The sequence below is a fragment of the Streptomyces angustmyceticus genome, assembly GCF_040701845.1.
Lineage (GTDB): Bacteria > Actinomycetota > Actinomycetes > Streptomycetales > Streptomycetaceae > Streptomyces > Streptomyces angustmyceticus_A.
The window spans coordinates 21,173-44,848 of the sequence record NZ_JBFBHQ010000005.1 but is presented as its reverse complement, the minus strand read 5'-3'; the positions used below and the strand labels follow the sequence as shown (position 1 = coordinate 44,848).

The window sequence follows — 23,676 nt, the reverse complement described above, 5'->3', positions numbered from 1 at the left end:
CCCGTCATGAGCGGGCGGCGGCGGCCGGTTTGCGGATCATCAGGCAGGCCTGCGGGGCGGTGTCCCCCAGCTCCTCGTCGGGCTCCCGCAGCATCCGGGCCCGTACGGCGAGCCCCGCGGCGGCCGCCAGCCCGGCGATCCGCTCCGGCTGCCGCCGCTGGAAGTCGAGCGATACGGGGTGGCCGAAGGGCTGCGCCACGTGCAGCGGCTCGTCGCCCGTCTGGAAGGCGACCAGCAGGTGGCCGCCGGGGGCGAGCAGCCGGTGGAACTCGGCGAACAGCTCCGGCAGCCGTTCCTGCGGCGTGTGGATGATCGAGTACCAGGCGACCACGCCGCCGAGGGAGCCGTCCGGCAGGTCGAGGGACGTCATCGCGCCCTCCTCGAACCGCACCCCGGGGTGCTCGCGCCGGGCGTGTGCCACCATCCGCGGCGACAGGTCGACGCCGAACACGGAGAGCCCCAGGGCGGCGAGGTGGGCGGTGACCAGGCCGGGTCCGCAGCCGAGGTCGGCGACGGGGCCCGCGCCGTCGGCGCGTACGAGTTCGGCGAAGCAGGCGAGCAGCGACCGGTCCAGCGGCCGGGACGCCAGGACGTCCCGGAAATGGTCGGCGTAGTCGTCCGCGACGGCGTCGTAGAACGCCCGGGTGGTCCGCAGGAAGTCCGGTTCGGTCATGGCCCGGCAGCCTACTGCGCGGGCGCCGGGGCCGGCGGCGGGATGCGGGACCCGGCTCAGGCCAGCGGGTGCGAGGTGCGGCCCGAGGCCTCGTCGATCTCGTCATGTGCCTTGGTCAGCAGTTTCATCGCCAGTTCGTTGAGCGCTCTGGCCCCCGCGACCTCCTCGCCGACCCGCGGCTGGTGGGAGTCGACGGGGTGGCGGCTGGCGTAGCCGTGGGCCCGTACCTCGGTCCCGTCGGGGAGCCGTACGAGGCAGGCGGCGCGGGTGCGGTGGGTGTCCTCCTCGAATTCCATGTCGACGTGCCATCCGACAGTGGTCTGCAGCATCACGATCACCTCCGGGCCCCTCTTACCAGCGTGCGCCTGCCGGGCGGCGGGCGCACGGTGTGCGCCCGCCACGCGGCCGCGCCCGGGGCGGGAGGTGGTCCGGTCCCCGCCCCGGGCGCGCTCACGCCGTCCGGCCGCTACGGCTGGAGGGTGATGGAGTTGATCGGTGTGAGGTCCTTGTCGATGTAGTAGCCGGGCGAGAGGTAGCCCTGGCATCCGGTGCCGTTGTAGCCCGTGCAGGTCCGCATGGTCGCGCCGCCGGACTGGTTGTTGAAGATGCGGTGCGTGCCGACCTGGTTGCTGAGGTTGTGGGCCCCGTAGCTGTAGTAGAAGAGCGACGGGTGGCCGCCGTTCCATCCGGCGTTCTGCGGGTAGATGCAGACGGCGCCGTAGGGGCAGCCCTGGACGGTGCCGCCGGCCGCCGCCGCGGTGGTGGCGGTGCCGAGGACGGCGCCCGCCGGGACGACCAGCGCCGCGACGGCCACGGCCGCCATTCCGGCTCGCTTCAGTACGGACATGTGACGTTCCCCCTTGGTCCTGCGGTCCCGCGGGGCGGTTCCCCGCGGGACACCTTCGGCAGGTGCCTGATGGTTGGTCAGCCTGTTCCCGCGGGGGTGGATCGCACCAGGCTTTTCGGCGGTGGCCGAAGGGGCCGCCGCCGAGGTCAGCGCGGCGGCTGCGGCGGGCGGGGGGTGCCGGGCACGGTGAGGGTCAGCGGGGTGTGTCCGTCGGCGCCGCGGACGGGCAGCTCCTGCGAGAGCGCGCCCGTGGTCACCCGCAGGGCCACCTGCCAGGTGCCGCGGGGGCCGCGGCGCAGCAGGGAGCGCACGGTGTACCGGTCGCCGGCGCCGCGTTCGGCGGTGGTGCGCAGCGCCACCGAGCGGGTCGCGTCGCGCAGGACCAGGCCGAGTCCGGCGTCCGCGGGGCAGCCGGGCAGGGTGAGGTGCGCGGTGAGGGCGGCGCGTCCGAAGCGGCTGCAGGTGGCGGTGCCGTGCAGGTCGGTGCCGAGTGGCCGGCGGACCCCGTCCCGGTCCAGGTCGAGGTGGAGATGGCCGTGCGGGTGGGAGAGGAAGAGCGCGGCGACGGACGGTCCGGCCGGGCCCCGGCCGACGATCCGCGGCGCGAACTCCTCCTCGTCGGCGCCTTCTTCGGGGACCAGCCAGGCCTCGCGGCGCAGCGCGGCTCCGGCGGTGTCCGCCGTGCCGTGCGCGGTGACGGCGATCTTGAGACCCCAGGTGCCGTCGGCCAGCGGCCCGCCGTCGGCCGCGGTCGCCGGGTCGACGGCGGCCTGCCAGGCGCCGTCGGAGCAGCGCGCGGGGACGTGGTGCACGGTGCCGCTGCGCCGGAGCTGGATCTCGACGGTGCCGGCGGCGAGCGGGGGGAGGGCGGCGGTGCCCCGCAGGTGCAGGACGCCGCCGGCCCAGCGCCGGCGGATCAGCCGCTGGCGGACCACGACGCGGTCGGTGAGGTCGTAGCAGGCGTCGGGGAGGGCGTGCCGCGGGTCGCGGAAGAGGGGGTAGCCGGCGTACACCCGGCCGTCGTCGCCGAGGTGCGGCGGGTCGGGCTGCTGTGCGGTGTCGGCCCGGACGACGGCTTCCAGTGCGTCGTCGAGCCCGGCGCGCAGGCAGTGGGCGCGCAGCCGGAGTCCGGGCGGCAGGGCGGCCCGGACGCGGTCGGTGCAGTAGCGCTCGACGAGGGGGCGGGCGGCGGCGGCCATCCGCTGCCGGCCGGCCGGGTCGCGGGCGAGGTAGGCGGCCCCGAAGGGCATGAGTATCTCGCCGTGGAAGTGCCGGACCATGAGCTTGTCGCGCTCGGCGCCGGGCGGGACCTCGGCCGCGACGCCTTCGAGGACGGTGGCGAGGTAGTCGAGGTAGTCGCACCAGTCGATGTCCTGGCGGCTGGCGTTGCTGTCGTCGTCGCGTCCGTGCAGGTGGTAGCAGTCGTGGTCGGCGACGACGGAGACGACCCCGGCGCGCAGCAGGGCGGTGCTGCCGAACGGCAGGTCCTCGCCGAGCAGCCGGCCCTCGACGAAGCGCAGCCGGTGCGTTTCGAGGAAGGAGCGGCGGAAGAGCTTGTAGGCGGCGAGCGACCAGTAGACCGGGGAGTCGAAGACGGAGACCCGGTCGCTGGTGGTGCGCAGGTCGACGGGGGCGGCGCGGCCGTCGGCGCCGACGATGCGGCCGCAGACGACGTCGGAGCCGCAGCGGTCGGCCATGCGGGTGAGCCGCTCCAGTGCCTCGGGGCCGAGCCGGTCGTCGGAGTCGAGGAAGAAGACGTAGTCGCCGGTGGCGTGGTCCAGTCCGGTGTTGCGCGGTCGGCCGGCGCCGCCCGAGGCGGCCTGGCGGAGCACGGTCAGGCCGGGGTGCCGGCGGGCGAGTTCGGCCAGCCGTTCGGCGCTGCCGTCGGTGGAGCCGTCGTCGACCGCGATGACCTCGATGCGGCGCTGGTCCAGTGTCTGGCCGAAGACCGAGCCGAGGCAGCGGTCGAGGTAGCGCAGGGTGTTGTGCACCGGCACGATCACGGAGACGGCCGGCGTCGTCGGGGCGTCCGGTCCGGGCGAGGACGCGGCCGCGGGGTCGTCAGGGGCGGGCACCGTGCCCTCCGTTTCTTTCAGCAATCCCCGAAATACCCGGCGTCCCAGCCGGGCAAAGGGGACTATTAAGACATATAACGTTGGGTGAACGTTCGCCGATCGTGGAGGAGTGCCGGTGGCTCCGACGTCCGCCACCCCACAAGAGGCGGTCCGTCCCCTGGAGGTTGCCCGTCCCCTTCCCGGAAGTGAACGCCCGGCCGCGGCCCGCGGAGCCCTCCGGCGGCGCGCGGCTCCCGCTCTCGCGGCGGCCCTGTCCATGGGGGCGTACTGCCTCGCGCTCGCCCTGTACGGCGGCTACCCCTTCGGCCCGCGCTCACGCGCCGTCAACGACCTGGGCAACCAGTTCGTGCCGTTCCACGCCCGCCTGTGGGACCTGCTGCACGGCACCGCCGACGGCGACCTGTTCTTCAACTGGAGCAGCGGCTACGGCGTCCCCTTCCTCGCGGACTTCTTCGGCTATCTGACGAACCCCTTCTCGCTGCTCGTCGGGCTCTTCCCGCGCGCGCTGGCCGATCTGCCGGTCTTCCTGGCCACCCTGTGCTGCATCGGCCTGGGCGCCGCCCTGATGACCGTCCTCCTCGGCCGGCTGCGGCCGGGCTCCGGCCTGCTGCGGGCGCTGCTGTCGGTGGGGTACGGGCTGTGCGCCTGGGTGCCGGCCGACGGCAGCACGGACCCGATGTGGATGTGGGGCCTGGTGGCGCTGCCGCTGACCGGGATCGCCGCGGACTGGTGCCTGCGCCGCACCCGCTGGGCATCCGGCACCCTGCTGGTCGCCCTGGCCTGGGCGGGCAACTTCTACACGGCCGCGATGGCGACCCTGGCGATGGCGCTGGTGCTGGTGGTGCGGCTGCTGACGGCCGGCCGGATGCCGTGGCGCGAGCGGCTGCGCGCGCTGGCCCGTGCCGCCTCGATGGCGCTGACCGGCATCCTGCTCGCCGCGCCCGTCCTGACCGTCACCTTCGCGGCCGCCCGCGCCGCCCAGCCCGCCCCCGAGGTCTCCTACGACGAGCGGCCGCCGCTGCTCGCGCAGCTGGCGCAGCTGCTGCCGGGCGACCACGGCCCGGTGCCGGCGCCGCACCTGGCCATCGGGGTCCCCGGGCTGCTGCTGGTGGCCGCGTTCCCGTTCGTGCGTGCGGTGCCGCCGCGGGTGCGGGCCGGGTGGTGCGCCCTGGCGGCGGGCGTCGCCGTCTCCTTCGTCCAGGAGCCGACGATCCTGCTGTGGCACGGCTTCGCGCTGCCCAACGGCAGCCCGTACCGCGCCGCCTTCGTCCTCAGCGGCATCCTCGTGATGATCTCCTGGCTCGCGCTGGCGCACCGCCCGCGCCCCCGCGAACTGGCCGCGGGCGCGGCGCTGGTCGCGCTGCTCGCCTGGCTCTGCCGCGACCAGGACACGGCCGGCGCCACCGCCTGGCCCCTGGTGGCGGCCGGCGCGCTCGCCCTCCCGGCGCTGTGCGCGCTGGGCGCGCCCGGCTCCGCCCGCACCCGGGCCGCCGCCACCGCCGCGCTGACCGGCACGGTCCTGCTCGGCTCGGCCTACACCGCCTGGTCCGTGACCACCGCACGGAGCAGGATCGCCTGGTTCCAGCCCAAGATCACGCTGTCCGGGCCGTCGCTGGCGGCCCGGGACGTGCTGACCGCCCGCCCCGGCTGGCCGCGCACCCGCAGCGACCCGGGCCCGCACGAGTTCGCCGACAACGACCCGCTGCTGGTCGGCGGCCAGGGCGGCGCGTACTACAGCAGCTTCGTGCCCGCCGCCACCGCCCGCACCCTGCGGGGCCTGGGCGCCGGCTGGTACATGAGGGGCCGTCATACGCTCAGCTTCGAGGACCCGGTGGGCCGGGCGCTCATGGGCGTCGGCAGCCATCTGGACCCGGTGCCCGGGGACCGGGCCCGGTTCGTGGTGCGTGCGGCGCGGCCGGCCCCGCTGCTGACGGTGCGAAGCGCCCTGCCGCGGCCCGCCGGCGCGGAGAGCGTGTTCGCGCGCCAGGAGCGGGTGCTGGGCGCGGCCGTGTACGAGGTGCCGCGGCTGACGCCCGCCGCGGGCGCGGCGGTGCCCGAACGCGGCGGCTGGCGGCTGCCCGGCGAGGGCGCGGACGGCGCGGGGACCGCCTTCACCGCGCGGTGCACCCCGGGCAGCACCGTCGTCTGGTACGCGCCCTGGTTCTCCGGCGAGGTCAGCGGCCCGGGCGGGCGCACCGAGGGGACCGGCAGGCGGGACGTCACCGCCAACCCGGTGCGGACCCTGGGCCCGGTGCCCGCGGACGGCACGGTGACGGTGCGCTTCTCGGGCCGGGGCCCGCAGCACGTCCCCGGGCGGGCGGTCGGCTGCCTGTCCGGGCGCAGGCTGGCGGCGGCGGTGGACGCGCTGCGCGCCCGGGGCCCGGTGGAACTCGCCGCCGGCGGCCACCGGCTGACGGCCCGGCTGCGTCCGGGCAGCCGGGGCAGCGCGGTGCTGGCGCTCCCCGCCCTCCCGGGATGGACCTGTGCGGTGGACGGCGGAGCGCCGCACACGCCGGACGCGTTCGCCGGTCTGCTGGCCGTGCCGCTGGGCCGGGGCGCCGAGCGGCTGTCGTGTTCCTACCTGCCGCCGGGCCTGCCCACGGGGCTCGCGGCGAGCCTCGCGGCGGTGCCGGCGGTCACCGCGGCCGCCGTGCGCGGCCGGCGCCGCCGCCCCGCCGACCCCGCGGAGCCGCCCCCCGACCCCGGCGAAAAGGCCTGCTCATGAAGCTCTCCATCGTCGTCCCCTGCTACAACGAAGAGGCCGTCCTGAGCCGTTTCGACGAGACGCTCCGCGCGGTCCTCGCCTCCCTCGCCGTCGACTACGAGCTGTGCTACGTCGACGACGGCAGCGCCGACGGCACCCTGGCCCGGCTCCGCGGCCTCGCCCAGCAGCACCGCGGCACCACCCGCTACCTCTCCTTCAGCCGCAACTTCGGCAAGGAGCCCGCCATACTGGCGGGCCTGCGGGCCGCCACCGGCGACGCGGTGATCCTCATGGACGCCGATCTGCAGCATCCGCCCGGCCTCATCGAGACGATGCTCGACCTCTACCAGCTCGGCCACGACCAGGTCGTCGCCAAGCGCAGCCGGACCGGCGACCGGCGGCTGCGGACCACGCTGAGCAGGCTCTACTACCGCGCCGTCAACAGGTGGGTCGACGTCGAACTCACCGACGGCGTGGGCGACTTCCGGCTGCTGTCGCGCAAGGCCGTGGACGCGCTGCTCTCGCTGCCGGAGTACCACCGCTTCTCCAAGGGCCTGTTCTCCTGGATCGGCTTCGACACCGTCACCTTCGACTACCGCAACGCCGCCCGGGAGGCCGGCGAGACGAAGTGGCACCTGGGCTCGCTGGTCGACTACGGCATCGACGGCCTGCTCTCCTTCAACTGCCGCCCGCTGCGGCGGGCCATCTACGCCGGGCTCGGCCTGGCCTCGCTCGCCGCCGTCTACACCCTGTGGATCATCGGCGCGGCGCTCGCCGGCGGGGTCACCGTCCCGGGTTATGTGACGCTGGTGGCGATCGTCGTGGGCCTGGGCGGGCTGCAGATGGTGATGCTCGGGCTGATCGGCGAGTACATCGGGCGGATCTACTACGAGGCCAAGCGGCGGCCGCACTTCCTGGTCAAGGAGAGCAACCCGGCCCCCGCCACGGCAGCCGTCCCCCCTCCGGCGGGCGAACCCGCCGCCCGGTCCCAGGCCGGCTGATGCGGGCCCTGCCGCCGCCCGGCCCGCGCGGCCAGCTGGTGCGCTTCGCCGCCGTCGGCGGGGTCAACACCCTGACGTTCTCGGCCTGTTATCTGCCGCTGCACCGCCTGCTGCCGTACTTCGCGGCCTACACCGCGGCCTTCGCGGTGAGCATGGCCGGCTCGTTCTTCCTGAACACCTACGTCACCTACCGCACCCGCCCGACCTGGACGAAGTTCCTGCTCTTCCCGCTGACCCAGGTCACCAACTACGGGATGCAGAGCGCGGGGCTGGTGGCGCTGGTGGGCTGGTGCGGGCTGGACACCGCGGTGGCGCCGCCGGTCGCGGCGCTGTGCGCGCTGCCGTTCAGCTATCTGCTCTCCCGGCGGATCCTGCGCCCCTCGCACCGGCCCGGCTCCGCACGGCACGGTCCCGCCCGGCCCGCTCCGGCGCGGCCCGGACCCGCCCGGCCCGGACCCGCCGCTCAGGCCGGCCCGCCGCCCGCCCGCTCCGGCGAGGCCGCCTGAGCCCGCCAGCCCCCGAACCGCCCGGTCTGCCCGGCCGACGCCTGCCGCGCCGCGTACAGCCTGCCGTCGAGCCCCAGCGCGACCACCACCGCCCGCCCGACGGCGTCCTGGGCGACCCCGGCCGCCGCCGTGTGCGCCACCCGGCCGCGCTGCCAGGGCCGGGGCCCGTCCTGGGCCATCGCCACCCGCACCTCGCCCGCGTCGTCGCGCGCCGCGAGCACCATCCGGCCGTCGCTGCCGATCGGCGCCGCCGCCACCCGCCCGTAGCCGCCGACGGCCGCGCAGCGCGCCGCCACCCGCCAGGCGCCGATGGTCCGCTGCCGTTCGGCGATCAGGATCTGGGCGGTGGCCGAGCGCCGGAACACGGCCCGCACCGCGCCGTCGGCCAGCGGGACGAGGCTGACCGGCCCGGCCGGCTGCGGCAGGCCGGTGGCCGCGGCCGGCCGCGGGATCTGCCCCGGCTCCTTGGACACCCAGTGCTGCACGGTCCCCAGGGTCGGCGCGGCCAGATGGACCAGCCCGCCGGCGTCCACACAGGCGTCCAGCCCGTCGACGATCCGCGGCGAGGCGGTCAGGGTGCTGACCGGCCCCTCCAGCCGCTGCCACGGCGAGAAGTGCCGGCCGTGCGGGCCGCCGCGGTGCGCGACGTTGCCGTCCCAGGTGCGGACGAAGACATGCACCGTGCCGTCCGGTCCGGCCACCGCCGCCGGGAAGCCGGTCTCCAGCGACCGGACCGGGTCCGGGTCGGGCGAGCCCAGCGACTCCCAGCGCGCGAAGAGGGGCACGCCGCCCGCGGTGGTGCCGGTCTGCGGCGCGGTCAGCAGCTCGCGCCGGTGGGCGGCGCCGCGGCCCGGCAGCACGGTGCGGGACGCGAACAGCTGGAGCGCGCCGTCGGGGCGGCGCACCACCTGGATCTGCCCCTGCAGCCCCGCGCCGCCCACCGCCACCGGCGCGCTGAAACTCCCGCTGCCCGGACGGGTCTCCGCCCAGCAGTACGCCGTCCGGCCCAGCACCGCGAACGCGGCGAGCCGGCCGTCGTGGGCCGGGCGGAGCCAGGCGTTGGAGCCGGGGGCGCGCAGCCGGGTGCTGCGGGTCCAGTTGCGCGAGCCGCCGTTGAGCGCCGAGCCGCCCACCTTGAGGTCGCCGCAGCCCGCCGGGTCGCCGCAGGCACGGTGGTCGGCCCAGCCGTAGACCGACAGCAGCCGGGCCTTGCGGCGGGCGGTGGCGAGGTCGAGGTCGTGGGGCAGCGCCCCGGACTCGTAGCCGAGGTAGCTCTCCACGATGGCCGGGCGCCCGCGGGCCCCGTAGGCGGCCAGCGCGGCCTGCGCGAAGTAGGCGGAGGCGGTGTGGTCCTGGTGGTCGTAGTAGCGCAGCCCGGCGAGCCTGGGGTCGCGGTCCGGCGTGTCCGGCGGCCGCTTCCAGGAGTGCACCGCGTTCGGGTCGAGGGTGCGCACGACGGTCGGCCGGGCCCGGTCGAGCACCGCCACCAGCGTCGCGACGACCTGGTCGCGGGTGTAGTGGTGGCGCCGCCGCACGGGAGTACCCGCCGGGCGCAGCGTGGGCAGGGTGGCGGTGACCCCCAGCCACAGGCCGCGCAGGCTGGTGGCACGGGCCTGCCAGACGGCCCGGGACTCCACCAGCTCCAGGAAGACCAGCTGGTGCTGCGGGGCGTCGCGCAGCGTCTGCACCTCCACCTCGAAGCCGGGGAGCAGGGACAGCGCCGCGACGTCCCAGCGGGCGGCCGGGTCGCCGGTGGCCATCGCGGCGCAGGCGGCGCGCAGCCCGTTGGCGCGCGCCCGGGAGAAGGCCGCCCGGTCGCCCGGTACGCGGGCGGGGGCGAGCGCGTGCCGGCGGGTGTTGCGGCCGTCGGCCTCCCCGCCGGTGAGGCAGACGGTGACCGAGCGCGCCCCGCTGCGCAGGGACTGCTCCAGGTCGGGGTTCATGAAGTACAGGCCGTCGTCGGCGTGCGCGATGACGTGCACGAAGGACTGGTGCGCCGGGTCCGTCAGCGGCCTTTCGGGCCCCGCCCCTCCGGCCGCAGGGGGGTCGTCCGACAGCCGGGCCCACACGCCGGCGCCCGCCGCAGCGGCGAGCACACCGCCGCCGGTGGCCAGCAGCAGCCGGCGGCGGGAGACGGGGGGCGGGTGCGGGGGTGACACCCCCTCAGTATTCGGGCGCCCGGAAGATCCGCACGCCCGGAAACGCACCACTTGGCCGGATCCGTGATGAGCACCACAGAACTTCCCGGTGAACGACAACAACCTTCCCGGGTGAACAACAGTCAGAAAGTTGACGCTGCAAAGACTTCCCGGAGGCTTTTCCGCGTCCTCCACCCAGTCGTCACGAGGAGTCCCCCCGCATGTCCGAGACCGGCACCGGCGCCGTACCACGCTTCAGCATCGTCGTGCCCGTGTACCAGGTGCAGGGCTACCTGCGCGAGTGCCTGGACTCGGTGCTGGCCCAGGACCACCCGGACTTCGAGCTCATCGCCGTCGACGACGCCTCCCCCGACCGCAGCGGCGCCATCCTGGACGAGTACGCCGCCCGCGACGACCGCGTCCGGGTCCTGCACCTCCCGGAGAACGGCGGCCTGGGCCCGGCCCGCAACGCCGGTCTGGCACGGGCCGGCGGCGACTACGTCCTCTTCCTCGACAGCGACGACACCCTCGTGCCCGGCGCGCTCGGCTCCCTCGCCGAGCGGCTGGCCGCCACCGGGGACCCCGAGATCCTGATCTTCGACTACGCCCGGGCCTACTGGGACGGCACCACCCGCCGCAACACCCTCTCCGGCCTGCTCGACGAGTCCGGCGCCCCCTCCTTCCCGCTCGCCGAACGCCCCGCGCTCCTCGACCTGCTCCAGATCGTCTGGAACAAGGCCTACCGCCGCGACTTCCTCGCCGAGCACCAGTTCACGTTCCCGCCGGGCTACTACGAGGACGCCCCCTGGACGTTCTGCACGCTGATCACCGCGCCGCGCCTCGCGGTCCTCGACCGGGTCTGCCTGCACTACCGCCAGCGCCGGCAGGGCGGCAACATCCTGCGCACCACCAGCCGCCGGCACTTCGACGTCTTCGACCAGTACGCCCGGGTCTTCGCCCACCTGGACGCGCACCCCGAACTGGCCCACTGGCGCGGGCACATGTTCCGCAAGATGGCCGACCACTACCTGACCGTCCTGGACAAGCCCGGCCGGCTGCCGCGCGACGCCCGGGCCGAGTTCTTCCACCGCGCCGCCCGCGACTACCGCCTGCGGCTGCCGGCCGGCTTCGTCCGCCCCGGGGGCGTGACCGGCAGCAAGTACGCGCTGCTCGCCAAGGACGCCTACCCGGCGCTGGCCGGCCTCAAGGCCGCCGGCAAGGTGCGGCGCACCGTGCGCAAGCACGCCGCCAAGCGGGTCGGGCAGGCCAAGCGCACCGCGGTGCGGCTGCGCTACCGGGCGCTGCTGCGGCAGCCGCTGGACGAGAACCTCGCGGTGTACTCCGCGTACTGGAACCGGCTGCCGGCCTGCAACCCGCTGGCGGTCTACGAGAAGGCCAAGGAGCTGGCGCCGCAGGTGCACGGCGTCTGGGTCGTCAAGAAGCAGCTCGCCGAGGCCGGCGGGGTCCCGGCCGGTATCGACCACGTGGTGCTGAACTCGCCGCGCTACTGGGAGGTGGTGGCCCGCGCCAAGTACCTCGTCAACAACGTCAACTTCGCGGACGGGGTGGTCAAGCGCGAGGGCCAGATCCACCTGCAGACCCACCACGGCACCCCGCTGAAGTCGATGGGCACCGACCAGAAGCGCTACCCGGCCGCCGCCAAGGGCATGAGCTTCCGCAAGCTGCTGGCCCGCGCGGACCGCTGGGACTTCTCGCTCTCCGCCAACCGGCACACCACCGAGCAGTGGGAGCGCGTCTACCCCTGCGGCTTCGCCTCGCTGGACACCGGCTACCCCCGCAACGACGTCTACTACCGGGCCACCGCCGAGGACGTCCGCGACATCCGCGCGCGGCTGGGCATCGCCCCCGGCAGGACGGCCGTGCTGTACGCGCCGACCATGCGCGACTACCAGGTCGGCTACGTCCCGCGGCTCGACCTGGAGCGGGTCTCGCGCGAGCTGGGCGAGGACGTCGTCCTGCTGGTGCGCACCCACTACTTCTACGACCGCGACCCCGGCCTGCAGCGGCTGCAGGAGGCCGGCGCGCTGATCGACGTCTCCGGCCACCCGGTCGTCGAGGAGCTCTGCCTGGCCGCCGACGCCCTGATCACCGACTATTCGTCGATCATGTTCGACTACGCCAACCTCGACCGGCCGATCATCACCTACGCCGACGACTGGGACACCTACGTCCGCTCCCGCGGGGTCACCTTCGACCTGCTCTCGGGCGAACCGGGTGACACCCCCGGCACGATCGCCACCAGCGAGGACGAGCTGATCGAGGCGTTCCGCAGCGGCCGCTGGAACGACGAGCGCGCCACCGCGCTGCGGGCCGCGTTCCGCGCGCGCTTCTGCTCCTGGGACGACGGCCACGCCGCCGAACGCGTGGTCCGCCGCGTCTTCCTCGGCCAGGAACCCGCCCCGGCCCCCCTGCCGCCGGCCGAGCGCACCGTCGCCCCGTCCCCGCGCGCCGCGGAAGCGGCCGCGGCGGCAGCCGACCTGCTCACCCTGCCGGCTCCGCGGACGGCGGGCCACGATGAGACCCGGGCCGCGGGGGATGCGGGCCCCTCGGGCAGCCCGGGCGCCTCGGACGGCTCGGGGATCCCGGGTGACTCCGGCGTGGAGATGGCGGGCTGAGGCCCAGCGCGCACGGGTACGGACACGGACACGGACACGACCGTGTGTGCCCCCGGGAGGGGCAGCTGCTCCGCCGGGCGACTGCGCGGCCGGGCGACTGCTCGGCCGGGCGCCGACCCGGCTAGGCGGTCACGCGGCCAGGCGGTCACCCGGCCACCGGCCATCGGCCACCCGGCCAGGCGCGACCCGGCCAGGCGGTCGCCCGGCTACGCGGTCACCCGGCCACCGGCCACCGGCCACGCGCGACCCGGCTACGCGGCCGTCCGGCCATGCGAGGAACCCCCGCCCCGCCTCTCCTCGTTGTGGCCCGCAGGGGGTCCTCGCACCCCCTACGGGATCCGTTCGCCCCCGCCCTAGGGTCCGCAACTCCCGGCCGGTGCCCCGGCGCCCGGCCGGCCCGCCCCCCTCACCCCGCCCCCAGCGCCGCCACCACCGAGGCCGACAGCGCGTCGAGGTACCCCTTGGGCAGTTCGTCGCGGGTGACCAGCAGCCGCCAGTACAGCGGCCCGGTCAGCAGATCCAGCGCGAGGCGGGTGTCCACGTCCGGCGGCAGCTCACCGCGCTCCACCGCCCGCGCCACCACCGCGGCCGCGACGCCCTCCTGGCTGTCGTGCAGCGCGGCCTTGAGCGCGGTCGCCAGCTCGGGACTGCGGGCCGCCTCCGCCAGCAGGTCCGGGATGATCTGCGAGGCCATCGGGTGGCGCAGCGCGCGGGCCGCGACCTCCAGCAGCATCCGTACGTCGCCGGACAGCGAGCCGGTGTCCGGCGTGGGCATGCCCGCCGCGGCCACCGCGGAGACCACATCGAGTACGAGGTGCAGCTTGGAGCGCCACCGCCGGTAGACGGCGGTCTTGCCCACGCCCGCCCGCCGCGCGATGCCCTCGATGGACATCCGGGCGAAGCCCGCCGCGGCGAGTTCCGCGAAGACCGCGGCGCGGATCGCCTCGGTCTTGTCCTCCCGCAGTACGGCGGCGCCTGCCGGGGTCCGGCGCGCCGCCGCGGAGTCGTTCCCGCTGCCCTCTTTTGCCATGCCTTGAGCATAGCGTCACGACGCTACGGTTGCGTTTCGACGTGAGCTCCCTTTAGTGTCGGCGTCGCGACGATACGGACCCGTTCCGTCGTAGGTCCCCGTTCTCGTTCCCCCGCCCCCGTACGCAAGCGAAAGCGGCCTCCGCCATGCCCCAGACCCTCGCGCCCCCCGCGCCGACGCCCGGCCCGGCGCCCGCCCGTGGCACCTCCCCCGACCCGGAGCTGCGCACGCTGGCCGAGCGCCACGGCCTCACGGTGAGCGGCGCCCGCCCCTCGCTGCCGGAGTACACCCGCCAGCTGTGGCACCGGCGGCACTTCATCACCTCGTTCGCCAGTGCCAAGCTCACCGCGATGTACACCACCGCCAAGCTCGGGCAGCTCTGGCAGGTGCTGACGCCGCTGCTCAACGCGGCCGTCTACTACTTGATCTTCGGCGTGCTGATCGGCACGAAGCGGGGCGTCCCGGACTACGTCCCGTTCCTGGTGACCGGGGTCTTCGTCTTCACCTTCCTGCAGAACTCGGTGATGGCCGGCACGCGGGCGATCTCCGGCAACCTCGGCCTGGTGCGCGCGCTGCACTTCCCGCGCGCCTGCCTGCCGATCTCCTTCTGCCTGGCGCAGCTCCAGCAGCTGCTGTACTCCATGGGCGTGCTGGCGGTCATCCTGCTCTGCTTCGGGCAGGTCCCGACCTGGTCGTGGCTGCTGGTCGTGCCGGCGCTGACGCTGCAGTTCGTCTTCAACACGGGCCTGGCGATGGTCATGGCGCGGCTGGGCGCGAAGACTCCGGACCTGGCGCAGCTGATGCCCTTCATCATGCGGACCTGGATGTACGCGTCCGGCGTGATGTTCAGCATCAGCGTGATCCTGCAGGGCAAGCACCTCCCGCAGTTCGTGGTGGTGCTGCTGAACGGCAACCCCGCCGCGGTCTACATCGACCTGATGCGCTTCGCGCTGATCGACAGCTTCACCGCGAAGCAACTGCCGCCGCACGTCTGGGCATTCGCGGCCGGCTGGGCCCTGCTCGCCGGTGTCGTGGGTTTTGTGTACTTCTGGAAGGCCGAGGAGCGGTACGGACGTGGCTGAGCAGACGAACGGTACGGATGTGACCGAGCGCGGGACCGGCACCGCGCCGGCGGAGACCCCCGGGGCCCCCGTCCCGACGGTGATCGCGGACGATCTGCACATCGTCTACCGGGTCTACGGCACGGGCGCCGGCAAGGGCAGTGCCACCGCGGCGCTGAACCGCATCGTGCGCCGCAAGCCGTCCACCGGCGTGCGGGAGGTGCACGCGGTCAAGGGCGTCTCCTTCACCGCCTACCGGGGCGAGTCGATCGGACTGATCGGCTCCAACGGGTCGGGCAAGTCGACGCTGCTCAAGGCGGTCGCCGGCCTGCTGCCCGCCGAGCGCGGCAAGGTCTACACCCACGGCCAGCCCTCGCTGCTGGGCGTCAACGCGGCCCTGATGAACGACCTGACCGGCGAGAAGAACGTCCTGCTGGGCGGCCTGGCCATGGGCATGAGCCGCGAGCAGGTCCGCGAGCGCTACGACGGCATCGTCGACTTCTCCGGCATCAACGAGAAGGGCGACTTCATCTCCCTGCCGATGCGCACCTACTCCTCCGGCATGGCCGCCCGCCTGCGGTTCTCCATCGCCGCGGCCAAGGACCACGACGTGCTGATGATCGACGAGGCGCTGGCCACCGGCGACCGCAGCTTCCAGAAGCGCTCCGAGGCCCGCATCCGCGAGCTGCGCAAGGAGGCCGGCACCGTCTTCCTCGTCAGCCACAACAACAAGTCCATCCGCGACACCTGCGACCGGACCCTGTGGCTGGAACACGGCGAGCTGCTGATGGACGGCCCGACGGACGAGGTCATCAAGGCCTACGAGGCCCACCGCTAGGGCGGTGTCCGCGGGAACGGGAACGGGGACGGCCCCGGAAGCCTGGGCTTCCGGGGCCGTTCGCCGTGGTGGTGGCGTCAGCTGTGGGTGCGCAGCAGCGTCCGCATCGTCCGCATGGCGACGGACAGGTTCGCCAGATCGAACCCCTCCGACCCGTAGATCTCCTCCAGCGTCGCCCGCGCACGGCTGAGGATCGCCGCGTTGGCCTGCTCCCAGGCCTTGAAGCGCTGCTCCGGCGTCGAGGAGCCGTTGCCCTCCGACAGCACGTCCGCGGTCAGCGCCGCCTGGGCCGCGAAGAGGTCCTCACGGATCGAGGCGCGGGCCATCGACTGCCAGCGGTCGTTGCGCGGCAGCTCCAGGATCCGGTCGAGGAGCTGGTTGATCCGCAGCCGCTCGCCCAGGTCGTAGTAGACCTCGGCGACGTCCAGCGGCGCCTTGTCCATCCGGTCCGCGACGGCGACGATGTCCAGCGCCGGGAAGACCGAGGAGAAGCCGGACACCTGCACGGCCAGCGCCTCGGGCACGCCCGCGGCGGTCAGCTCGTCCAGGATCGTCTGGAACCACTCCAGGTCGCTGCCCTGCAGCAGGTTCGGCAGTTCCTTCCAGACCCCGGCGACCCGCTCCGCGAAGAAGTCGATGGTCTCCGACAGCTCCAGCGGCTGCGGGCGGTTGTTGAGCAGCCAGCGGGTGCCGCGCTCGACCAGCCGCCGCGAGTGCAGCCGGATCCGGGTCTGGACATCGGCCGCGACGACATTGTCGAGCGCCTCGACGTCGTCCCAGACCTGGTTCAGCCCGAAGATCGCCCGGGCCGCGGTGTGCGCCCGCACGACCTCTTCGAGGGAAGCCCCGGTCTCCTCCCGCATCCGGTGCAGGAAGCTCGTACCGCCGGTGTTGACGGTGTCGTTGACCAGCACCGTCGTGACGATCTCGCGGCGCAGCGCATGCCCGTCGACCTGCTCGGCGAAGCGCTCGTGCAGCGCCGAGGGGAAGTAGGCGTGCAGCAGCCGCTGGAGGTAGGCGTCGTCCGGCAGCCCGGTCTGGATCAGCGCCTCGGCGACCGTGATCTTGGTGTACGCCAGGAGCACCGCGGTCTCGGGCTGGGTCAGCCCGCGGCCGGCGGTCAGCCGCTCACGGATCTGCCGGTCGGTGGGCAGGAACTCCAGCGCCCGGTCGAGGTCGCCGTCGCGCACCAGGCGGCGCATGAAGCGCTGCTGGGCGTGGAGCATGCTGGAGGACTGGGCGAGGGCCAGTGCCAGTGCGGTGTTCTGCGCGTAGTTGTTGCGCAGCACCAGCGCGCCGACCTCGTCGGTCATCTCGGCCAGCAGCTTGTTGCGCTGCTTGACCGTCATGTCGCCGTCGGCGACCACGGCGTTGAGCAGGATCTTGATGTTCACCTCGTGGTCGGAGGTGTCCACACCGGCGCTGTTGTCGATCGCGTCGGTGTTGATCTTGCCGCCGGCCGCGGCGAACTCGATCCGGCCCAGCTGGGTCAGGCCCAGGTTGCCGCCCTCGCCGACGACCTTGACCCGCAGGTCCTCGCCGTTGACCCGGATGGCGTCGTTGGACTTGTCGCCCACATCGGCGTTGGACTCCGCCGAGGACTTCACATACGTGCCGATGCCGCCGTTCCACAGCAGGTCGACCGGCGCCTTGAGGATGGCCTGCATCAGATCGGCGGGGGTCATCTTCTTGACCCCGGCGTCGATGCCGAGGGCGGCCCGCACCTGCGCATTGATCTGGATGGACTTGGCCGAGCGCGGGTGGATGCCGCCGCCCTGGGAGAGCAGCTCGGTGTTGTAGTCCGCCCAGGAGGAGCGGGGCAGCTCGAAGAGCCGGCGGCGCTCGGCGTAGGAGGTCGCCGCGTCCGGGGCCGGGTCGATGAAGATGTGCCGGTGGTCGAAGGCGGCGACCAGCCGGATGTGCTCGCTGAGCAGCATGCCGTTGCCGAAGACGTCACCGGACATGTCGCCGACGCCGACCGCGGTGAAGTCCTGGGTCTGGGTGTCGTGGTCCAGCTCGCGGAAGTGCCGCTTGACCGACTCCCAGGCGCCGCGGGCGGTGATGCCCATGCCCTTGTGGTCGTAGCCGGCGCTGCCGCCGGAGGCGAAGGCGTCACCGAGCCAGAAGCCGTAGGACTCGGCGACCTCGTTGGCGATGTCGGAGAACGTCGCGGTGCCCTTGTCGGCGGCGACGACCAGGTAGGTGTCGTCCTCGTCGTGCCGGACCACGTTCTGCGGGTGGACGACCTCGCCGCCGACGAGGTTGTCGGTGATGTCCAGCAGACCCGAGATGAAGGTCTTGTAGCTGGCGATGCCCTCGGCCAGCCAGGCGTCGCGGTCCTGCGACGGGTCCGGCAGCTGCTTGCCGACGAAGCCGCCCTTGGCGCCGACCGGCACGATGACGGTGTTCTTCACCATCTGCGCCTTGACCAGGCCGAGGATCTCCGTACGGAAGTCCTCCCGGCGGTCCGACCAGCGCAGACCACCGCGCGCGACCTTGCCGAACCGGAGGTGGACGCCCTCGACCTTCGGGGAGTACACCCAGATCTCGTAGGCCGGGCGGGGCGCCGGCAGGTCGGGGATCGCCTGCGGGTCCAGCTTCATGGACAGGTAGGCGTGCGGCCGGCCCTCGCTGTCCGTCTGGTAGTGGTTGGTGCGCAGCGTCGCCTTGATGACGGTGAGGAAGGACCGCAGGATCCGGTCCTCGTCCAGGGAGGCGACCTGGTCGAGGGCGCCGTCCAGCTCCTCCAGCAGCCCGTCCGTCAGCTCCGTGCCGGCCCGCTGCCGGCCGGGGGACATCCGGGCCTCGAAGAGGGAGACCAGCAGCCGGGTGGTGTGGACGTTGTTGGAGAGGGTGTCCTCCATGTACGTCTGGCTGAAGGTCGCCCCGGCCTGCCGCAGGTACTTGGCGTAGGCCCGCAGGACCATCGCCTGGCGCCAGTTGAGGCCCGCCCGCAGCACCAGCGTGTTGAAGTTGTCGCTCTCGGCCGCGCCGGTCCACACCGCGGTGAAGGCGTCCTGGAAGCGCTCGCGGGCGTCGTCGCCCTTGACGTGCTCGGGCATCCGCAGCCCGAAGTCGTAGATCCAGGCGATGGTGGAGTCGGCGCAGCGCAGCTCGTGCGGGCGCTCGTCGATGACCTCGACGCCCAGGCGGTTCAGGCCGGGCAGCACCCGCGACAGCGAGACCGGCTCGCCCCTGCGGTAGATCTTGAAGCGGCGCTCGCCGGGGCCCGCGCCGACCGGCTCGTAGAGGCTGACGGAGAAGTCGTGGCCGGGCTCGCCGGTGAGCTTCTCCAGGTGCTGGAGGTCGGCCACGGCGCTGCGCGGGCTGTTGTCGGCCTTGTAGCCCTCGGGGAAGGCGTGGCCGTAGCGGCGCAGCAGCTCGGCGGCGCGCTCCTCGCCGACCTCGGCGTTCAGCGCGTCGGCGAAGCCGTCGTCCCACGAGCGGGCGGCCTCCACCAGCCGGCTCTCGAGGCGGTCCGCATCGGCGTCGGTGAGCTCGGGCAGGCTGGCGCCGGGCTCGACGCGGATGACGAAGTGCAGCCGGGAGAGGATCGACTCGGTGTTCCAGGCGGTGAAGTCGACGCTGGTGCCGCCGAGCTCCTCCTTGAGGATGTCGATCAGGCGCAGCCGCACCGCGGTGGTGTAGCGGTCGCGCGGGAGGTAGACCAGCGCGGAGTAGTAGCGGCCGTACTCGTCCTGGCGGAGGTAGAGCCGCAGCCGGCGGCGTTCTTGCAGGTAGAGGACGCTGGTGGCGATGGACCGCAGCTCGTCGACGGGCGTCTGGAACAGCTCGTCGCGCGGGTAGGTCTCCAGGATCTGCAGCAGGTCGCGGCCATCGTGGCTGTCGGGGCTGAACCCGGCGCCCTCCAGCACCTCGGCGACCTTGCGGCGGATGACCGGCACCCGGCGCACGGACTCGGTGTACGCGGCCGAGGAGAACAGGCCCAGGAAGCGCCGCTCACCGATGACGTTGCCCTTGGCGTCGAACTTCTTGACGCCGACGTAGTCGAGGTAGGAGGGGCGGTGGACGGTGGCGCGGCTGTTGGCCTTGGTCAGGATGAGCAGCTTGTGCTCACGCGCCTTGGCGCGGGCGTCCGCGGGCAGCCGGTTGAAGGACGGCGAGACGGGGTGGCCGTCGGCGCTCTCGTGGTGCGGCGGGTCGGCGCGCAGGATGCCCAGGCCGGTACCGGGCACGGCGGTCAGCACGTCCTCGTCGACGCCGCCCTCGCCGGGCACCGAGGCCAGCTCGTACTCGCGGTAGCCGAGGAAGGTGAAGTGGTCGGCGGACAGCCACCGCAGCAGTTCCTGGGCCTCCGCGATGTCCTCGTCGCGCAGGTCGTCGGCGATCGGCTCGGCGGGCAGCTCGTCGGCGATGCGGCCGGCGGCGGCGCGCATCTTCTCCCAGTCCTCGACGGCCTCGCGGACGTCGGACAGCACCCGCAGCAGGTCGGTGGTGATCTGCTGGAGGTCCTCGCGGTCGGTCTCGCGGTCCATCTCGACATGGATCCAGGACTCGGTCACCGCGTCGTGCGGCAGCTTCGTGCCCTTGCCCTTGCCCTTGCCGGTCCTGCCGTGCGCGTCGCAGCTGGAGTCGAAGACCTCGATGAGCTTGCCGGTGACATCACGGCGGACGATCACCTGCGGGTGGATCACGACGTGGATGCCGCGCCCCTGCCGGGAGAGCTCGTTGGTGACCGAGTCGACCAGGAACGGCATGTCGTCCGTGACGACCTCGACGACGGAGTGGCTGCAGGTCCAGCCGTTCTCCTCGACGGTCGGGGTGTGCACCCGGACGTTCGCGGTGCCCTGAGGACGCATCTCCGCGAGGCGGTAGTGGGAGAGCGCGGCGCCGAAGACGTCCACCGGGTCGCGGCCGGTGAGGTCCTCGGGTGCGGTGTGCAGGTAGTAGCGCTGGAGGTATCCCGCAAGGGTGTCCGGGTCGAGCCCCCGCACCGGGTGCTTACCCCCGGCCGGGCTGCTCTCTACGACCCGGGCAGCCTTGGCGAGCAGCTCGGTCTTGGCTTCGTCCAGCTTGGTCTGCATGTCCTCTGGCTCCTGTCGCGCGCCGTTGCGTGACGTTGTGGAAGAACGTGATGGAAGCCGCACAACGCCGCCGCGACGCGAGGTGTCCTGTCGCTGTCGACGCTATGCCGCGATGAGAGAGGGCCGTGCCGTTATCGACGGTTTTTGACAAAGTCGACAGGGAATATTGGCCGCAAAGACCAGCGACCGCCCGGTCACGGTGGTGTCCCGGGCGCACGGCAGGGGCCTCGTCGCCCCCGCGGGTTATCGCGCTGATCACGGTGCAAGGCTATCGCTCCCCCTGCGGGTGCCGTCATGGGCCTTGTGCGTACAAATCCACGGCCCGAACTTAGACCTTCTGGACAACGGTGCGCCGGGGCGGCGTATGCGTGGCCTCATGGCGCCGGCAGGCCCGGCGGGCCCGCACGGCAGCAGCGCATGGGCACATCTGCCCGGCACCCGCGCGGGCGGCGCTAGAGGGTTATGTCGCCCGCCAGCTCGACCGCCTCGGCGAGGGTGTCCACCACCGGCACCCCGGCGGCCGCCAGGCTCGCCCGGCTGTGCGACCCGCCCGTGTAGAGCACCGCGTGGGCGCCCGCGTCCCGCGCGGCCACGGCATCGTCCACGGCGTCGCCGATCACGACCGTACGCCGCGGGTCCACGCTCTCCATCGCCGCCAGATGCCGCACCATGTGCGCGCTCTTGGTGCCCCCGGACGGCCCGGTCCTGCCCTCCACCAGCACGAACCGCGACTCGATCCCGAAGTCGCGCACGATCGGCAGCAGCTCGTCGTGCCCGTACATGCTCAGGATCGACTGGCTGCGCCCGGCCGCCTGCCACCCCTCCAGGAGCTGATGCACGCCCTCGGCCAGCTCACAGCCCAGGCGGTGCGTGCTGTAGTGGCGGTGGAACGCCTCGTCCATCACCAGCCACTCGGCGTCCGTCGGCAGCCGCCCCATCAGCCGCTCGTAGAACCGCGGCACGGGCACGCAGTACAGGTCCCGGTACGTTTCGAGCGTGATCGGCTCCAGGCCGATCTCCGCGAAGGCGGAGTTCGTCGCTCCGATGACGGCGTCGATGTCGTGGAACAGGGTGCCGTTCCAGTCCCAGACGATGTGTGTCGCGTGCTTCCCCATGTGGTCCCCCACGTCGTTGCCCGTGCGCTTCCCCCTGAAGAAAAAGTACCCGCCGCCACTGACACCGGAGCAGGATCCGCCGAGCCGGAGCCGCGGCCCGCGCCCTCAGCCGATCAGATGCGGGATCTCCTGCACCCCGAACCACATCAGGTCGTGGTCCTCGGCGCCGTCGACCGTGAACTGCGCGTCGTCATCGCCCTGGTCCGCCGCACCCAGCGCCGCCGCGGCCGCCGCGATGTCCGCCTCCGCGTCCGCGGCATCCACATGCACGGCGGCGGCCTTCGACAACGGCACCGGACCGACCACCCGCACCTCGCCCAGCGACGACGGGTCGAGCCCGCGGTCCGGGTCCGACGCGGCCGCGCCGTCCGCCACGTCCACGGCCACCACGACCCGCCGCCGCGCCAGGTCCGGGTGCCCGGCGAGCAGCCGCAGCGAGGCCTGCGCGGCGCGGTTCAGCGCGGCGTACTCCAGCTCCTCGATGTCGTCCGAGACGTACCACTCGCGCAGCGCGGGCGTGACGGCGTACGCGTCCAGGGTGCCGGGGCCCAGCTCACCGTTCTTGTGCGCCTCTGCGAGTCCGGAAAGGGTCAGGGGGACGTAGACGCGCATGGCAGCCGCTTCCGCTCGATTCGCTCGACTCCGAAGATTGTCCCGCCAGCATACGGGCGCGAGTCCCCCATCGTGCCGCCCCCGCACCCCCCGCGGCGCCCGCCGGGAACCCGTCCCCCACCCCGCTCCCCGGGCCTCTCCTCAAGCCCGCGACACGGACGGGTGAACTCTGCCCACCCCTCGTTCCGGCCCCTCCGCGCCTTGCTGCCGCCCCGAGCGCGCCGATACGAAGTTCCCCACCAAGAAAGCTACCGCCCAGTAATTCACGGGCCCGGCACCACGGGGGCGATCCACACCATGACCGGCACACACAGCACCACGGCGCACCACACCACGGCGTCCAGCGCCACGGCGCTCGGCGCACCCACCGCCACCGGGCGCACCGCCCGATCCGCCGCACCGGCCCTCGGCGAGCGCGGCACGCGACCCGCTGCACCACGGGGCAGCGCGCCCGGCATGCGGCCCTCCGCGCGCGCCGGTGCCGAGCCCACCGCGCGGCGTGCGACCCCCGCACCGGCCGCCGGCACGACGCCCGCCTCGCCTCCCGCCACGCCCAGGTCGTCCACGGGCAGCACACCCGCTCCGTCCCCCGGCAGCACACCCGCTCCGTACGCTCCCTACGCCGGCATCGCACCCGCTGCGTCCACCGGCACCCCGGACGACCACGGCCCCCGTACGCGCCCCACCGCCGCCGCACCGGAACCGGTCCCCGCCGTCCCCCGCCCCCGCCGCTCCCCCGCCGCCGAGCGCCGTCCCCTCGGCCCCGCCGGGAGCGGCCCCGGTTCGTCCGGCCGGCACGCCGGTCCGGGGCGTCGCGACCCGGGCTCCGGCCCCGCCGGCCGGGGCCCCACCCGTACCGCGCCGCGCACCGGCCGCCCCGCCGCCCTGGCCGCCGCCGCGAGCCGGCAGTCCCGCAGCGGCGCACAGCCCACACCCGTCAATGCGGCCGGCGTCCCCCTGCCGACCGTCGGGGCACAGCGCCGGGCGCACGAGAACCGGCCGCATCACTGGTTCGCCCATCAGCTGGTGCTCGCGCTCAGCGGGCAGCGCCCCGTGCACGCCCTGCTGGGGCATGCGCTGCCCGCCGCGTACGACCGGCTCGCGGAACTCGCCCCGCAGGCGCCGCTGCGGCCGCTCGCACCCGCCGGCCGCGCCACCGCCGCCCCCACCGTGCGCGACTGCGGCCTGTGCCGGCCGCGCCGCGGCGTCATCGAGGCCTTCGCCCGGATCGCCGCGGACGGGCGGCTGCGGGCGCTGGCCTTCCGGCTGGAACTGGGTGCCGACTCGCGGTGGCGCTGCGCCGCCCTCGACATCGGCCCGGCCCCGGCCGTCCGCGGCCCGGCCGGGTGACCTGCGGACACCGCCGGGTGGCCTGCGAACACAAAGGCGCCCCGG

General features: G+C 73.9%; 16 protein-coding genes. 7 read left to right on the top strand and 9 right to left on the bottom strand.

The features are described 5' to 3' along the window. Positions 1-4 precede the first annotated feature (4 nt). The 4 genes from AB0411_RS13465 to AB0411_RS13450 all read right to left on the bottom strand — a co-directional run bounded on the left by AB0411_RS13465 (position 5) and on the right by AB0411_RS13450 (position 3,595). Positions 5-673, bottom strand: coding sequence for a class I SAM-dependent DNA methyltransferase (locus AB0411_RS13465; RefSeq protein WP_366417442.1), 669 nt, complete (start codon positions 671-673; stop codon positions 5-7). A 56-nt stretch (positions 674-729) separates the two neighbouring features. Continuing rightward, positions 730-1,002, bottom strand: a complete 273-nt coding sequence (locus AB0411_RS13460) for a DUF1876 domain-containing protein (RefSeq protein ID WP_366417441.1) — start codon at positions 1,000-1,002, stop codon at positions 730-732. Positions 1,003-1,139: 137 nt separating this feature from the next. After that, complete coding sequence (locus AB0411_RS13455; protein WP_366417440.1) at positions 1,140-1,520, bottom strand: hypothetical protein; 381 nt, start codon at positions 1,518-1,520, stop codon at positions 1,140-1,142. Positions 1,521-1,666: 146 nt separating this feature from the next. Continuing rightward, positions 1,667-3,595 (bottom strand): glycosyltransferase, encoded by a 1,929-nt coding sequence (locus AB0411_RS13450; RefSeq protein WP_366417439.1) that lies wholly within the window; start codon positions 3,593-3,595, stop codon positions 1,667-1,669. A gap of 115 nt (positions 3,596-3,710) precedes the next feature. Here AB0411_RS13450 and AB0411_RS13445 point away from each other — a divergent pair, with 115 nt between their 5' ends. Genes AB0411_RS13445 through AB0411_RS13435 form a run of 3 tightly spaced genes read left to right on the top strand, consistent with a single transcriptional unit; the run spans position 3,711 to position 7,806 of the window. Next, a complete protein-coding gene (locus tag AB0411_RS13445; RefSeq protein WP_366417438.1) occupies positions 3,711-6,320 on the top strand; it encodes a YfhO family protein in 2,610 nt (869 codons plus the stop codon). Continuing rightward, entirely contained in the window at positions 6,317-7,300 is a 984-nt protein-coding gene (locus AB0411_RS13440; RefSeq protein WP_366417437.1) for a glycosyltransferase family 2 protein, read from the top strand. The genes AB0411_RS13445 and AB0411_RS13440 overlap by 4 nt, the downstream gene beginning before the upstream one ends. Continuing rightward, complete coding sequence (locus AB0411_RS13435) at positions 7,300-7,806, top strand: GtrA family protein (protein WP_366417436.1); 507 nt, start codon at positions 7,300-7,302, stop codon at positions 7,804-7,806. The genes AB0411_RS13440 and AB0411_RS13435 overlap by 1 nt, the downstream gene beginning before the upstream one ends. On the opposite strand, the gene AB0411_RS13430 is transcribed toward AB0411_RS13435, so the two are convergent. Beyond that, complete coding sequence (locus tag AB0411_RS13430; protein WP_366417435.1) at positions 7,764-9,965, bottom strand: PIG-L family deacetylase; 2,202 nt, start codon at positions 9,963-9,965, stop codon at positions 7,764-7,766. The two genes, AB0411_RS13435 and AB0411_RS13430, sit on opposite strands and share 43 nt — an antisense overlap. A 200-nt stretch (positions 9,966-10,165) precedes the next feature. Here AB0411_RS13430 and AB0411_RS13425 point away from each other — a divergent pair, with 200 nt between their 5' ends. Then, a complete protein-coding gene (locus AB0411_RS13425) occupies positions 10,166-12,580 on the top strand; it encodes a bifunctional glycosyltransferase/CDP-glycerol:glycerophosphate glycerophosphotransferase (protein WP_366417434.1) in 2,415 nt (804 codons plus the stop codon). A gap of 406 nt (positions 12,581-12,986) precedes the next feature. Here the strand turns inward: AB0411_RS13425 and AB0411_RS13420 are convergent, their stop codons facing one another. Continuing rightward, a complete protein-coding gene (locus tag AB0411_RS13420) occupies positions 12,987-13,610 on the bottom strand; it encodes a TetR/AcrR family transcriptional regulator (RefSeq protein ID WP_366417433.1) in 624 nt (207 codons plus the stop codon). Positions 13,611-13,756: 146 nt separating this feature from the next. Between AB0411_RS13420 and AB0411_RS13415 the strand changes: the two genes are divergently transcribed. Together AB0411_RS13415 and AB0411_RS13410 are read left to right on the top strand one after the other, a co-directional pair. Next, the gene (locus tag AB0411_RS13415) at positions 13,757-14,692 is read left to right on the top strand and encodes an ABC transporter permease (protein ID WP_366417432.1); all 936 of its coding nucleotides are present in this window, start codon (positions 13,757-13,759) and stop codon (positions 14,690-14,692) included. 19 nt (positions 14,693-14,711) lie between these two features. Next, complete coding sequence (locus AB0411_RS13410) at positions 14,712-15,509, top strand: ABC transporter ATP-binding protein (protein WP_366417795.1); 798 nt, start codon at positions 14,712-14,714, stop codon at positions 15,507-15,509. A gap of 77 nt (positions 15,510-15,586) precedes the next feature. Here AB0411_RS13410 and AB0411_RS13405 read toward each other — a convergent pair whose 3' ends face one another. The 3 genes from AB0411_RS13405 to AB0411_RS13395 all read right to left on the bottom strand — a co-directional run bounded on the left by AB0411_RS13405 (position 15,587) and on the right by AB0411_RS13395 (position 22,281). Beyond that, positions 15,587-20,554, bottom strand: coding sequence for an NAD-glutamate dehydrogenase (locus tag AB0411_RS13405; protein WP_366417431.1), 4,968 nt, complete (start codon positions 20,552-20,554; stop codon positions 15,587-15,589). A 452-nt stretch (positions 20,555-21,006) separates the two neighbouring features. After that, positions 21,007-21,669 (bottom strand): HAD family hydrolase, encoded by a 663-nt coding sequence (locus AB0411_RS13400; RefSeq protein ID WP_366417430.1) that lies wholly within the window; start codon positions 21,667-21,669, stop codon positions 21,007-21,009. Positions 21,670-21,774: 105 nt separating this feature from the next. Then, positions 21,775-22,281, bottom strand: coding sequence for a DUF6912 family protein (locus AB0411_RS13395; RefSeq protein WP_366417429.1), 507 nt, complete (start codon positions 22,279-22,281; stop codon positions 21,775-21,777). 297 nt (positions 22,282-22,578) lie between these two features. Between AB0411_RS13395 and AB0411_RS13390 the strand changes: the two genes are divergently transcribed. Next, positions 22,579-23,631: an Rv3235 family protein gene (locus AB0411_RS13390; RefSeq protein WP_366417428.1), complete on the top strand. Its 1,053-nt coding sequence runs from the start codon at positions 22,579-22,581 to the stop codon at positions 23,629-23,631. Positions 23,632-23,676: the final 45 nt, after the last annotated feature.

Excerpts from the sequence above, each read along its gene's own strand:
- AB0411_RS13465 (WP_366417442.1), bottom strand. The coding sequence starts at position 673 with ATGACCGAACCGGACTTCCTGCGGACCACCCGGGCGTTCTACGACGCC.
- AB0411_RS13460 (WP_366417441.1), bottom strand. The coding sequence starts at position 1,002 with ATGCTGCAGACCACTGTCGGATGGCACGTCGACATGGAATTCGAGGAG.
- AB0411_RS13455 (WP_366417440.1), bottom strand. The coding sequence starts at position 1,520 with ATGTCCGTACTGAAGCGAGCCGGAATGGCGGCCGTGGCCGTCGCGGCG.
- AB0411_RS13440 (WP_366417437.1), top strand. The coding sequence starts at position 6,317 with ATGAAGCTCTCCATCGTCGTCCCCTGCTACAACGAAGAGGCCGTCCTG.
- AB0411_RS13435 (WP_366417436.1), top strand. The coding sequence starts at position 7,300 with ATGCGGGCCCTGCCGCCGCCCGGCCCGCGCGGCCAGCTGGTGCGCTTC.
- AB0411_RS13425 (WP_366417434.1), top strand. The coding sequence starts at position 10,166 with ATGTCCGAGACCGGCACCGGCGCCGTACCACGCTTCAGCATCGTCGTG.
- AB0411_RS13420 (WP_366417433.1), bottom strand. The coding sequence starts at position 13,610 with ATGGCAAAAGAGGGCAGCGGGAACGACTCCGCGGCGGCGCGCCGGACC.
- AB0411_RS13415 (WP_366417432.1), top strand. The coding sequence starts at position 13,757 with ATGCCCCAGACCCTCGCGCCCCCCGCGCCGACGCCCGGCCCGGCGCCC.
- AB0411_RS13405 (WP_366417431.1), bottom strand. The coding sequence starts at position 20,554 with ATGCAGACCAAGCTGGACGAAGCCAAGACCGAGCTGCTCGCCAAGGCT.
- AB0411_RS13400 (WP_366417430.1), bottom strand. The coding sequence starts at position 21,669 with ATGGGGAAGCACGCGACACACATCGTCTGGGACTGGAACGGCACCCTG.
- AB0411_RS13395 (WP_366417429.1), bottom strand. The coding sequence starts at position 22,281 with ATGCGCGTCTACGTCCCCCTGACCCTTTCCGGACTCGCAGAGGCGCAC.
- AB0411_RS13390 (WP_366417428.1), top strand. The coding sequence starts at position 22,579 with ATGACCGGCACACACAGCACCACGGCGCACCACACCACGGCGTCCAGC.